Origin of the sequence: Xanthobacter oligotrophicus (genome assembly GCF_008364685.1) — a bacterium.
In the GTDB taxonomy this organism is placed as follows: domain Bacteria; phylum Pseudomonadota; class Alphaproteobacteria; order Rhizobiales; family Xanthobacteraceae; genus Xanthobacter; species Xanthobacter oligotrophicus.
This window is the reverse complement of record NZ_VTTL01000003.1, coordinates 314725-327305: the sequence shown is the minus strand read 5'-3', so window position 1 is coordinate 327305 and position 12581 is coordinate 314725. Positions and strand designations below refer to the sequence as shown.

Sequence of the window (12581 nt, the reverse complement as noted above, 5' to 3'; positions counted from 1 at the left end):
AAGAAAAACCCGCCGGGTTGCGCCGGCGGGTTTTTCGTTTCGGGTGGAGGGGGCTCGCCCCTCAGCGCCGCAGCTGGGACAGCACGTCGAGGTCGGGATAGCCGTCCGGCACCATGCCGGCGCGAGACTGGAAATCCTGGATGGCGACGCGGGTCTTCTGGCCGAGGATGCCGTCCACGTTGCCGATGTCGTAGCCGCGCTGGGCGAGGCGGGACTGGATCTCCTGCCGCTCGGCCTTGGAGAGGCCGCGCTCCTCCTTCGGCCAGGACTGGGCGAAGGCGTTGCCGCCGCGCAGCCGGTCCGCCAGGTGCCCGATGGCGAGGGCGTAGGCGTCGGCCGGGTTGTATTTCAGGATGGCGTCGAAATTCTTCATCATCAGGAACGCCGGCCCGTTGGCACCCGCGGGCAGCAGCAGGTAGGCGCTCTCGGAGGCGCGGGGGAAGGCGACGCCGGTGGGCCGGCGCAGGCCCATGGTGTTCCACTCGCCCAGCGTGCGCTTGATGGTGCGGTTGGCGTTGCGGTAGTCGAAGCCCTGCGGCAGCACCACCTCATAGCCCCAGGCCTTGCCGAACTCCCAGCCGTCCAGCTTCAGGTTGTTGGCGGTGGAGGCGATGATGTCGGGGATGGAATCCACCACGTTGCGCTTGCCGTCGCCGTCGAAGTCCACGGCGAAGCGCTGGAACGAGGTGGGCATGAACTGGGTGGGGCCGAACGCGCCGGCCCACGAGCCCTTCAGGTGGTCATAGGGCACGTCGCCCTTTTCCAGGATCTGGAGGGTGGCGATGAATTCGTCGCGGAAATAGTCCTGCCGCCGGCCGATGCAGGCGAGCGTCGCGGTGGATTCCAGCACGTTGCGCCGGCCGATGCCGTCGGGGTCGCCATAGGTGGATTCGATGCCCCAGATGGCCGTCACCGCATAGCGGTCCACGCCATAGGCCTTTTCCATCCTGTCGAAGATGGGCTTGTAGCGCTCCAGGATCTCCCGGCCCTTCTTCACACGCGTCTCGGTGACGAGCATGTTCACATAGGCGCCGATGGGCTTGGAGAATTCCGGCTGGCTGTCCATGAACTCCATGATTTTCATCTGGGGTTCGAGGTTGGCCGTGTAGCGCTGGAAGGTCCGCTGCGAGACGCCCTTGGACTGGGCCAGCGGCCACAAATTGGCGATGCAGGCGGGGAAGTTGGCCTGGGCGTCCGCCAGCGCCTGGGGCGTCATCAGCGGATGGCCGCCGTTCGCCGGGGCCGCCTGGGGCTGGCCCAGCGGCGGGAAGCCGAAGATGGAGCCCGTGGTCTGGGCCTGCGCCCGTGCCGGCGTGATCAGCGACGCCGCCGCGAGCGCGAGCCCGGCGATGCAGGCGCCCTTGAGGGCACCCTTCAGGGCACGCATGCAGGTCGTTTGAGCCATTGCCAAGCTTTCCTCCCCGGCGCGCGTCCTTCTGCCGCCGCCTCGCCTCACCGATAGGCCTCTACTGGGCGGCAATATGGTTGCGTCGCGGTTAATGGATGGCAAGTTTCCCGTGGATGCCCCCGGACGGGACGGGGCTACCCGCGACCGCGCTGCAGGTGCCGGAGCCGACTGGCGCGGCGTATCCCCATCGGCGTCCCCGCCACCAAATCGCCGGCAGGAGACGGTCTTATCCCAGCCGCCCGTGGCGCCGGGGGATTCGGCTGGTGCCCCGGGATTGTTGCGGCCGGGTTACCATGCCCAGATTTATTTGGTGCAGCGCAGCGTGGTCGAGTTGCAATGCAGCGCGGCCTGTGACGGTGTGCTAGAGCAAACGCTGGCCGGCCTGCATCGCAATCCGGCTCATCCGCGTTCTCTATTCTGGGGAGAGGCGGCTCCGATCCGGTCGGTGGGGCCCACCTGATCGGAGCCGGCTCTGCAAGACCCGACGGCTTGGGAAAGAAGGGGCAGAATTGATGCGTCAACCCATTCGTAAGGCGATCCTTCCTGTCGCGGGTCTCGGCACCCGCTTCCTACCGGCCACCAAGGCGGTGCCGAAGGAAATGCTCACCGTCGTGGACCGCCCGGTGGTCCAGCACGTGGTGGACGAGGCGCGCGCCGCCGGCATCGAGCACATCGTGTTCGTCACCGGCCGCAACAAAGCGGTGATCGAGGATCATTTCGACCGGCAGTTCGAGCTGGAGCGCACCCTCGAGGAGCGCGGCAAGACCAAGGAACTGGCGCAGCTCGATCGCGACACGCCCAAGCCCGGCACCACCTCCTTCACCCGCCAGCAGCTGCCGCTGGGCCTTGGCCATGCGGTGTGGTGCGCCCGCGAGATCATCGGCGACGAGCCGTTCGCGTTGCTTTTGCCCGACATGCTGCACATGCCCAAGGCAGGCAATGGCAACGGCCAGGGCTGCCTCGGCTCCATGGTGGAGGCCTACAACGAGACCGGCGGCAATTTGGTCGCGGTCTACGAGGTGCCGGACGACCAGACCCACCAGTATGGCATCGTCGGCGTGGGCGAGGAGAAGGGCAAGGGCGCCCGGGCCATCACCGAAATGGTGGAGAAGCCCAAGGCCGGCACCGCGCCGAGCAACCTCGCCATCTCCGGCCGCTACATCCTGCAGCCGGCCATCTTCGACCTTCTGGCCAAGCAGGAGCGAGGCGCGGGCAACGAGATCCAGCTCACCGATTCCATGCTGAAGCTGAAGGAGACGGACCCCTTCTTTGCGGTGCGCTTCGACGGCAGCATCTACGATTGCGGCTCGAAGATCGGCTTCCTCATGGCCAACGTCGCCTATGCCCTGTCCCGCCCGGACATCGAGGGCGAGTTCCGCGCCGAGCTGAACGCGATCCTCGCCGGCAACTGAGTCCCGACATTTCAGGGGCCGGCGGCGTCCGGCCCCTGAAACTTCTTCCCCTATTCCGCCGCCACGGCGGGGGCCTGCGGCGGGGCGCGGAAGCGGGCGAGAAGCTCCGTTTCCTCCGCCTGCACCGCCGCCAGATGCCGCGCCTTCACATGGCCGAAGCCGCGGATCTTCTCCGGCAGCGCCGCGATGGCGACCGCAATGGCATGGCTCGCGCCGTCGAGGCCGGCGATCAATTCCTCCACCGTCTTCTCATAGGTACCGACCAGCGCCCGCTCGGTGCGCCGCTCCGCGGTGTAGCCGAACGGGTCGAACGGCGTGCCGCGCAGCCCCTTCAGCTTCGCCAGCAGGCCGAACGCCCGCATCATCCAGGGGCCCAGCGTGATCTTGCGCGGCTCGCCGGTGATGGGATCGTGCCGGGCCAGCAGCGGCGGCGCGAGGTGGAACTCGAATGTGAGATCCCCGTCGAAGGCGGCGGCGGCCTGGGCGCGGAATGCGCCGTCCGCATAGAGTCGGGAGACCTCGTATTCGTCCTTGTAGGCCATGAGCTTGAACAGGCTCTTCGCCACCGCCTCGGTCAGTCCGCCCCGCCCTGGGGCCTTCTGCGCCTCGGCTGCACGCACCTTCTCCACCATCCGGGCATAGCGCTGCCCATAGGCGGCATCCTGATAGGCGGTCAGCTCGGCGACGCGGCGCGCGATCACCTCGTCGAGGCTCGCCGAGAGGCGGCGGGCGTCGCTGGCGATCTCGCCCTTGGGCGTCGCCACCGCCTCCACCGCCGCGGGATCATGGGCGGCGCGGCGGCCCCACAGGAAGGCGGTCTTGTTCATGGCCACCGCCTCGCCGTTCAGCTCGATGGCCCGTTCGATGGCCTCCGCCGACAGGGGCAGGGCGCCGAACTGGTAGGCGTAGCCCACCATGAAGATGTTCTGCGCCAAGGCGTTGCCGAACAGGGCCTGGGCCAGGCGGCTGGCCTCGATGAAATGGGTCATCTCGCTGCCCGCGAGATCGCGGATGGTGCGCTTGATGCGCTCGGTGGGCAGGGAAAAGTCGGCATTGCGGGTGAAATCGCCCGGTAGCACCTCGTGGGTATTCACCACCACGATGGTCTTGCCGGGCTTCACCGCCGCCAGCACCTTCTTGGTGCCCGCCACCACCAGGTCGCCGCCCAGCACCACGTCCGCCCCGCGCGCCGGCACGCGGATGGCGGTGATGTCGGCCGGGTCGTTGGCGAGGCGGATGTGGCTGTAGACCGCGCCACCCTTCTGGGCGAGGCCGGCCATGTCGATCATGCCGCAGGCCTTGCCTTCCAGATGCGCCGCCATGCCGAGGATGGCGCCGATGGTGACCACCCCGGTGCCGCCCACGCCCGTGGCGATGATGCCGTAGGTGCCATGGATCTCAGGATGCGCCGGCTCCGGCAACGCCGGCCAGTCGCCCTCCGCCCCGGCGGCGCCCGCCACCTTCTTGGGCTTGGCGCCCTTCACGGTGACGAAGGAGGGGCAGAAGCCGTTCACGCAGGAGAAGTCCTTGTTGCAGGACGACTGGTCGATCTCCCGTTTGCGGCCCCACTCGGTCTCCAGCGGCTGCACCGAGACGCAGTTGGACTTCACGCCGCAATCGCCGCAGCCCTCGCACACCCGCTCATTGATGAGAACGCGCTTGTCCGGGTCCGGATACTGGCCGCGCTTCCTGCGGCGGCGCTTCTCGGAGGCGCAGGTCTGGTCGTAGATCAGCACGGTGACGCCGGGGATTTCCGCCAGCTCGCGCTGCACCGCCTCCAGCTCGTCCCGGTGGTGGATGGTGAGGCCGGTGGGCCAGTGGGTGTTCGGCGCATATTTGTCCGGCTCGTCGGTGACGACCACCACCCGCTCGACGCCCTCCGCCGCCACCTGCCGGGCGATGACCGGCACGGTGAGGTCGCCGTCGTGCTTCTGGCCGCCGGTCATGGCCACCGCGTCGTTGAACAGGATCTTGTAGGTGACGTTTACCTTGGCGGCGCAGGCGGCGCGCAGGGCGAGATAGCCTGAATGGTTGTAGGTGCCGTCGCCCAGGTTCTGGAACACGTGGGGGCGCTTGGAGAAGGAGGATTCCCCGATCCAGTTGGCGCCCTCGCCGCCCATCTGGGTGAATCCGGTGGTCTCCCGGTCCATCCACTGCACCATGTAGTGGCAGCCGATGCCGGCATAGGCGCGCATGCCCTCGGGCACCTTCGTCGAGGTGTTGTGCGGGCAGCCGGAGCAGAAATAGGGGATGCGGGTGGCCACGTCCGAGGTGGCGGCGAGCACCCGCTGGGCCTCCTCCAGCTCGGCGACGCGGGCCGCGATGTCCGGGATGTCGCCATAGGCGAGCAGGCGGCGGCCGAGCTGGATAGCGATATCGTTGGGGTCGAGGGCTCCCTTCACGGGGAACAGCCAGCGGCCCTCTTCATCTTTCTTGCCGATGCAGACGGGCTGGTTGGCGGTGCCGTACAGCTCCTCGCGCACCTGCACCTCGATGAGGGAGCGCTTTTCCTCCACCACCATGATGAGGTCGAGGCCGCGGGCGAATTCCCTGAGCCCTTCCGTCTCCAGTGGCCACGGGCAGGCCACCTTCCAGATGCGCAGGCCGAGATCGTTGGCGCGCACCTCGTCGATGCCCAGCTCGTCCAGGGCGAGGCGCACGTCCAGGTAGGACTTGCCCACGGTGGCGATGCCGATGCGCGGCCGCGATCCGCCCGAGGTGATGAACCGATTAAGGCGATTGGCGCGCAGGAAGTGCAGCACCGCGTCGCGCTTGTATTCCTGGACCCGCTCCTCCTGCGCCAGCGGGGTGTCGCCGAGGCGGATGTTGAGGCCGCCCGGCGGCATCTGGAAGCCCAGCGCCGGCTCGATGCGCACCCGCTCCAGCCGCCCGTCGACGATGCCGGTGGATTCAATCGTGTCCTTCACCGCCTTCAGGCCCACCCAGGTGCCGGAGAAGCGCGACAGGGCCCAGCCGTAGAGGCCGTAGTCGATGATCTCCTGCACCCCGGCCGGGTTGAGGACGGGGATCATCACGTCGACGAAATGGAATTCGCTCTGGTGGGCGGTGGTGGAGCTTTCGCAGGTGTGGTCGTCGCCCATGAGGGCCAACACGCCGCCATGGCGGGAGGTGCCTGCATTGTTGGCATGGCGGAACACGTCGCCGGAGCGGTCGACCCCCGGGCCCTTGCCGTACCAGAGGCCGAACACGCCATCGAACTTACCCTCGCCGCGCAGCTCGGCCTGCTGGGAGCCCCAGAGCGCGGTGGCGGCCAGATCCTCGTTGAGGCCGGACTGGAACTTGATGTCGTTGGCCTTCAGGATCTTTTCTGCGCGCAGGAACTGCTGGTCGAGCCCGCCCAGCGGCGAGCCGCGATAGCCGGTGACATAGCCTGCGGTATTGAGGCCGGCGCGGCGGTCGCGCTCCTTCTGCATCAGGGCGAGGCGCACCAGCGCCTGCGTCCCCGAGACGAAGACGCGGTCCTGGGTGAGGTCGTATTTGTCGTCGAGCGAGACGGGCGTCAGGGCCATGGGCGCCTCCAGGCGGGCGCGGCGCGGACGGGGTCCAGCCGTCGCAGCCGTTCGACCTTAGGCTGGCACGGAGTGTCGCACCCCGCAATTTCGTTGTTCTAACTCAAGGCGCAACGAAATTGCCCAAAAGGCGGGCGTGGCGAATTTTGGCGCACTGCGGCATCTGCCCAGCGGCGGTGCAGCATGTTTTGACCTATGCCCATGAGCTTGGCTCAGCCCGGCAGCAGGCGCTCGCTCTGGAGATAGCCGGTGAGCAGGGCGAAGCCGAACGCCATCACCAGCAGCGCTGCCCCCAGCTCCACGCCGAGGCGCAGCAGCACCGCCCGCCGGTCGTCGCGGCCGGCGAGCCGCACCGCAAGGCGCTTGCCATAGACCGCGATGGCGGCGATGGCGGTCACCATCAGCGCGGTGCCGAGGCCCATGGCGAAGGCCGAGGCGACCCCGCTCATGAACACGCCCTGCGACAGGGCGAAGGTGAGCACCAGGATGGCGCCCGAGCACGGCCGCGCGCCAGCGGAAACCACCGCCACCGCCGCCCGCTTCCAGCCGCCCTTGCCCTCCAGCAGGGCGGGATCGGGGGCATGGATATCGCCGCAGTCGCAATCGGCGCCGTGGGCGTGGGCGGCCTCGCCCCGCGCCGCAGCAACCAGCGCCCGGCCCTTCACGATCGCGAGATAGAGGCCGAACACGCCGATGCCGCCATAGGCCACGATCTCCACCCAGTTCATGGCCTGCGCCATGGACACGGCGGTGGCATTCAGCGCCAGCGCCAGCACGCCGACGAAGGCGATGGCGACGATGGCCTGCACCATGCCCGAGGCCAGCGCCAGCACCGCGCCGCGCTTGAGCGTGCCGCCGTCGGCCAGCAGATAGGAGGAGATGACCGCCTTGCCATGACCGGGGCCGGCGGCATGGAACACGCCATAGGCGAAGGACAGGCCGGCAAGGAGGAAGGTGGCGTTGCCGTCCTGCTTGCTGGCGCGCACCGCCTGCACCAGGGCGCGATAGAATTCCGCCTGCTTGGCGAGGATGAAGCCGGCAATGCCGGTGGGCTGGGCGCCGCCGCCGAGGCCGAAAGGCGTCGCCTTGGGCGCCGGCCCGAAGCCCTGCGCGAAGGCAAGATCGGGATAAAGCACCAGCGCCGCCAGCAGGGCGAAGGCGAGGGTGGCGACCAAGCCCAGCAGCAGCACGGCGAGCCAGCGCAGGGGCCGCGCCGCCCCGGCCCGCTCTTTCACGATCATCTGGCTCACGGGCACTTCACCGTGATCTTGTCGGCGAACTGGGCGCCGTAGGTGCTGGCCGAGGTGAGATTGGAGAAGAACGCCTCGTTCAGGGTCCCGCTCGCCGGCGGCTCCGGCGAGATCACCTCCTGGGTGCAGCCGGCCGGAGGCGACACCAGCTTCACCGGGTCCTTCTCGTTGAAGGAGAAGGAGACGAAGGCGGTGGGATCGTAGATCTCAAGGGAGGTGGTCCCCTTCGCCGCCACCGGCTTTTCCAGCGGCAGGGTGAAGTGAAGGGTGAGCAGCTCGTTCTCGTAGGTGAGGAAATAGTCGATGGGGTCCTTGAAGGCGAGCTTGGCCGTCGCCGTCTTGCCCACGACGAAATAATTGTATTCCTTCAGGGACGTGACGTTCACCTCGGCGAGGGGCTTGAGCACATCGTCGCCATAGCTGCCGTCCTTCTGCTTCTCCATGCCCTGCAGGGCGAAGGCGGAGAAGGCATCGTCGAAGGTCCAGATCTGCTTCACCCCGGTGAGGCGGCCGCTGGAATCATAGACCAGCTCGCTCTTCATGGTGACCCACACATGGGGGTGCGCCTGCGCCGGGCGCGGCGCCAAGACGGCGAACAGGAGCGCGGTCACAAGGCTCAGGGCGACCGTCACGGTGCGCGGCGTCATCGGCAATCGTCCTCGTTCACCGGCCCGTGGATGCGGCCCGTCGATGCGGCCTGTGGGAGGCATCCCCGAATCCGGGCCGGGTCTCACCTTGCCCCGGACTTCGGCGGAAGCGTGGCATGCCCCAGTGGCACAGTTTCTTGCCGATGGCGTGACAGGAGCGCCTGCCGCAGCGGCGGCGCCGCGTTTATCCCCCTGCCCGGTCTCAGCTGTGTCAGCTCTGCTCGTGCTTGGGCTTTTCCGCAGCGCGGCGGCCGAAATCGGGGGCGGCGGTCTCCTGGCCCTGCTCGATGATGGAGCGGCGGATGGCCCTCGTGCGGGTGAAATGCTCGAACAGGGCGTCGCCGTCGCCGTAGCGGATGGCGCGCTGGAGGGCGGTGAGGTCCTCCGTAAAGCGGCCGAGCATCTCCAGCACCGCCTCGCGGTTGGAGAGGAACACGTCGCGCCACATGGTGGGGTCGGACGAGGCGATGCGGGTGAAGTCGCGGAAGCCGCCGGCCGAGAACTTGATCACCTCGGAGGTCAGCGTCTCCTCCAGCTCCGCCGCCGTGCCCACGATGTTGTAGGCAATGAGATGCGGCACATGGCTGGTGATGGCGAGCACCAGGTCATGGTGCTGGGCGCTCATGGTCTCCACGTTCGCCCCCGCGGCGCGCCACATGGCGACGATGCGGTCTACCGCGGCGGGATCGGCCCCCTCCGGCGGGGTGACGATGCACCAGCGGTTCTCGAACAGGGCGGCAAAGCCGGCATCCGGGCCGGAAAATTCCGTGCCCGCAACGGGATGGGCCGGCACCAGATGGGCGTGGGCCGGTACGAACGGTGCCATGGCCTCCACCACCGAGGCCTTCACCGAGCCCACGTCCGAGAGGATGGCGCCGGGCTTCAGGTGCGGCCCCACCTCGGCCGCCACCGCGCCGGAGGCGCCCACGGGCACGCAGGCGATGACGATGTCGGCGTCGCTTGCGGCCTCGGCGGCGCTCTGGGTCACCGCGTCGGCAAAGCCCAGCTCGCGCACGCGGGCGCAGACGGCGGCGTCCCGATCGGCCACCACGATGGTGCCGGCGAGATGCTTCTCACGCGCCGCGCGGGCCAGCGACGAGCCGATGAGCCCCGCCCCGATGATGGCGAGGCGGGGGACGAGGGGGCGGATCACGCGCCGGTCCCCTCGGAATCCTTGCCGGCCGAATCCTGGCCCGACATGAAGTCGGCGAGGGCCGCCACCACCAGGTGGTTGGCCTCCTCGGTCCCCACCGTCATGCGCAGGGCGTCAGGCAGGCCGTAGGACGCCACCTGCCGCAGCACCAGTCCGCGCCTGGTGAGGAAGGCATCCGCCTCCTTTGCCGTGCGGCCGGGGGTGTCGGGGAAGTGGATGAGCAGGAAGTTGGCGACCGAGGGCGTGACCTTCAGGCCCAGCGCCTCGAACTGCTCCGTCAGCCACGGCAGCCAGCGCGCGTTGTGCGCCACCGCCTTCTCCACGTGCGCCGCATCGGCAATGGCGGCGGCGCCGGCGAGCAGGGCCGGGGTGTTCATGTTGAACGGGCCGCGCACCCGGTTCATGGCGTCGATCACATGGGCCGGGCCCACCGCCCAGCCGATGCGCAGGGCGGCGAGGCCGTGGATCTTGGAGAAGGTCCGGCTCATCAGCACGTTGTCGGCGGTGAGCGCCAGTTCGAGGCCCGCCTCGTAGTCGTTGCGGCGGACATATTCAGCATAGGCCGCGTCCAGTACCAGCAGCACGTTGCCGGGCAGGCCGGCGTGCAGGCGGCGCACCTCGTCGAACGGTAGGTAGGTGCCGGTGGGATTGTTGGGATTGGCGAGGAAGACGAGGCGCGTCCGGGGCGTCACCAGCGCGAGGATGGCGTCCACGTCGGCGGTGAGGTCGCGTTCCTTGGCCACCACCGGGGTGCCGCCGGCGGCCAGCGTCGCGATCTTGTAGACGAGGAAGCCGTGCTCGCTGAAGATCACCTCGTCGCCCGGCCCCACATAGGCGTGGGCCACGAGGTTCAGGATCTCGTCCGAGCCGGCGCCGCAGATGATGCGCGCGGGATCGAGCCCATAGGCCGTGGCGATGGCCTGCCGCAGCACGGTGGCGGAGCCGTCCGGATAATCCTCCAGCTTGCGGCCGGCTTCGGCGAAGGCGGCGAGCGCCTTCTCGCTCGGGCCGAGCGGGGTCTCGTTGGAGGAGAGCTTGAAGACCTTCTCCACCCCGGGGGCGTGGCTCTTGCCGGGCACATAGGCCTGGATAGCGAGCACGCCGGGCCGCGGCTGCGGACGGCCGGGAGCGGGGATCGGGTCTTTCAGCACGGCGGACATCTCAACATACTCCAGAACCTGACGGATCGGGCCGCCCGGCGGCCCTTGGCAGTCTACCCTTACGTTTCCGCCCCCACCTTGTGGATGGCGGCATGGCTGCCCACCTCGGCCACGGCGCGGACGCCGGCGCCGGCCTCGGTGAGGGCCGCGATCACCTCGTCCACCCCATGGCCGGGGGGCAGGGAGACGAGGAGCGCCGCGCCGTCGAGAGCGTCATCGGGCGCCACCACAACCTCGGCGAGGGCGGGTATGCCACGCCCCGCCGCCGCGCTCCATCCCGTGACGCGCAGCGAATAGACGCGGACCTCGCGCACCGCGGCATCGTCGATAGGGTGGGAGACGACGAACACCGGCAATCCGGCGGGATGGTCCGCGCGCTCCACGAAGGGCAGGCGGGCGATGATCTTGGGGGCGCCCTCGGCCTCCAGCGCGGTCCACCACGGGTCGCCGGCGCCAGGAGCGGCAGCGGCGATGAGGCCGAGGTCGCCCTTGGAGCCTTTCACCGCATCGATCACCCCCCGCGCGCCCATGTGGGGCACGAACGGCACGGTGAAGCCGAAATGGAAGCGGGCGCTGTCGCGCATGGCCGGCTCGCCCACGGCAAGGTCGGCATGGACCGAATACGGCGCTTGCACGTAGGTGAAGGTGGCGATGATGACGCGCCAGATGCTCTCCACCGTGTCGAGGGGCAAGAGGCCGTCGTGGCGCTCCACCAGCCGGCGCATCATGTCGGCCTCGCGGGCCGGGCGGAAGGCGGAGCCGCTCTCCGCGCCTGCGGTGCGCTTCACCTGCACCAGGCGGTCGATGATCGCGCTGCGCTCCATGAGGAGGCGGTGCATGGCCTCGTCGATGCGGTCGATCTCGGCGCGCAGGTCGGCGAGCGAAAGCGGGGTCTGGGTTTGCATCTTGGCGTTCGCGCGGCTGGGAGGGGGAGCCTTAGCCGGAACGGGGCGCGGAATCAAAGGATTGTTGGCGCGGTGTGCCCGCACGCCCGTTCCCGCTCTCGGATGCCGTGGCCTGGATTGACGCTGGGGGAATGTGCTGGAACGCCGATGGTCACTGGCGTGGCGGCAGGGAGGTGGGCGGCGGAACATCGGTCCGCGATGGGGCGGGCGGCGGCGGCAGGCGGGCCGCTCGCTCCGCCGGCGATCCCAGGATCGGCTTGAAGAAGCCGGCGCTCGAGCCCGCGACCAGCCAGTAGACAAGGCCCGCGGCAAGGCCCGCGGCCACGGTGTAGAACGGATCCCCGGTCACCGGCGGCGCATCCGGCCCACCGTTGACCAGCTGGGCTCCGACGAGGGCGGAGACCACCCCGTTCGCGGCGTGGAACATCCACGAGCGCACCGCGAAGGCCTCCGAGAACAGGATGCCGATGGTCGCGACCATCCACATGAACAGGAGCAGGAGCGTCACGACCGTTCCCGCCACCACGATGGCGACCAGGATGCCGAGGCCTGCCGCCTCGGATCCCTCCGGGGCCTCGAACAGGCTGCCGATGCGCCATTCGCCGACCAGCATCACCGCCGCCCCCGCGATCACCCCCGCGAGATAGCCGAGGGGAACCAGAACGAAGCGCAGGAGCAGGCGGGTGAGGTTGTCCATGGCTGTCGTGTCATTCCGGAAGGTGGCAGACGGCTTCCACGTTGAGGCCGTCGGGATCGAAGACGAAGGCGCCGTAATAATGCGGGTGATAATGGGGCCGCAGCCCCGGCGCACCGTTGTCGCGCCCGCCGGCGGCAAGCGCCGCCGCATAAAAGGTGTCCACCGCCGCCCGGCTGGTGGCGGAAAACGCCACGTGCAGATGCCCGGTGGCAGTGGGCGCATCACCGATCCAGAATTCCGGCTTGCCGGCGCCGAAGCCCACATAGGCATGCCCGCCGGGCGGGTTCGCCTCCATGACGATGCCGTAGCCGAGGGGGGCCAAGGCGGCGAGGTAGAAGGCGCGCGAGCGCTCCAGATCGCGCACCGAGATGCCCATATGGTCCAGCATGGTGGCCTCCTCAGCCTGTTTGCCCGGCCTG

10 protein-coding genes are annotated in these 12581 nt (G+C 68.9%); 1 reads left to right on the top strand and 9 read right to left on the bottom strand.

Annotated elements, in window-relative coordinates:
• Positions 1-61: 61 nt before the first annotated feature.
• Positions 62-1405: a lytic murein transglycosylase gene (locus FZ033_RS06410; protein ID WP_149575309.1), complete on the bottom strand. Its 1344-nt coding sequence runs from the start codon at positions 1403-1405 to the stop codon at positions 62-64.
• 515 nt (positions 1406-1920) lie between these two features.
• Between FZ033_RS06410 and FZ033_RS06405 the strand changes: the two genes are divergently transcribed.
• On the top strand, positions 1921-2820 hold the full coding sequence (locus FZ033_RS06405; protein WP_149575308.1) for a UTP--glucose-1-phosphate uridylyltransferase: 900 nt from the start codon (positions 1921-1923) through the stop codon (positions 2818-2820).
• A gap of 50 nt (positions 2821-2870) precedes the next feature.
• Here FZ033_RS06405 and FZ033_RS06400 read toward each other — a convergent pair whose 3' ends face one another.
• The 8 genes from FZ033_RS06400 to FZ033_RS06365 all read right to left on the bottom strand — a co-directional run bounded on the left by FZ033_RS06400 (position 2871) and on the right by FZ033_RS06365 (position 12550).
• Entirely contained in the window at positions 2871-6350 is a 3480-nt protein-coding gene (locus FZ033_RS06400; RefSeq protein ID WP_149575307.1) for an indolepyruvate ferredoxin oxidoreductase family protein, read from the bottom strand.
• Between the two features lie 212 nt (positions 6351-6562).
• Positions 6563-7591, bottom strand: coding sequence for a nickel/cobalt transporter (locus FZ033_RS06395; RefSeq protein ID WP_149575435.1), 1029 nt, complete (start codon positions 7589-7591; stop codon positions 6563-6565).
• A 5-nt stretch (positions 7592-7596) separates the two neighbouring features.
• Entirely contained in the window at positions 7597-8247 is a 651-nt protein-coding gene (locus tag FZ033_RS06390; protein WP_149575306.1) for a DUF1007 family protein, read from the bottom strand.
• A gap of 211 nt (positions 8248-8458) precedes the next feature.
• Positions 8459-9400 (bottom strand): prephenate/arogenate dehydrogenase family protein, encoded by a 942-nt coding sequence (locus FZ033_RS06385; RefSeq protein ID WP_149575305.1) that lies wholly within the window; start codon positions 9398-9400, stop codon positions 8459-8461.
• Positions 9397-10560 (bottom strand): histidinol-phosphate transaminase, encoded by a 1164-nt coding sequence (hisC, locus tag FZ033_RS06380; RefSeq protein WP_149575304.1) that lies wholly within the window; start codon positions 10558-10560, stop codon positions 9397-9399. The genes FZ033_RS06385 and hisC overlap by 4 nt, the downstream gene beginning before the upstream one ends.
• A gap of 59 nt (positions 10561-10619) precedes the next feature.
• A complete protein-coding gene (locus FZ033_RS06375) occupies positions 10620-11465 on the bottom strand; it encodes a chorismate mutase (RefSeq protein ID WP_149575303.1) in 846 nt (281 codons plus the stop codon).
• 151 nt (positions 11466-11616) lie between these two features.
• Complete coding sequence (locus FZ033_RS06370) at positions 11617-12162, bottom strand: hypothetical protein (RefSeq protein ID WP_149575302.1); 546 nt, start codon at positions 12160-12162, stop codon at positions 11617-11619.
• A 10-nt stretch (positions 12163-12172) separates the two neighbouring features.
• Positions 12173-12550 (bottom strand): VOC family protein, encoded by a 378-nt coding sequence (locus FZ033_RS06365; protein ID WP_149575301.1) that lies wholly within the window; start codon positions 12548-12550, stop codon positions 12173-12175.
• Between the last annotated feature and the right edge of the window lie 31 nt (positions 12551-12581).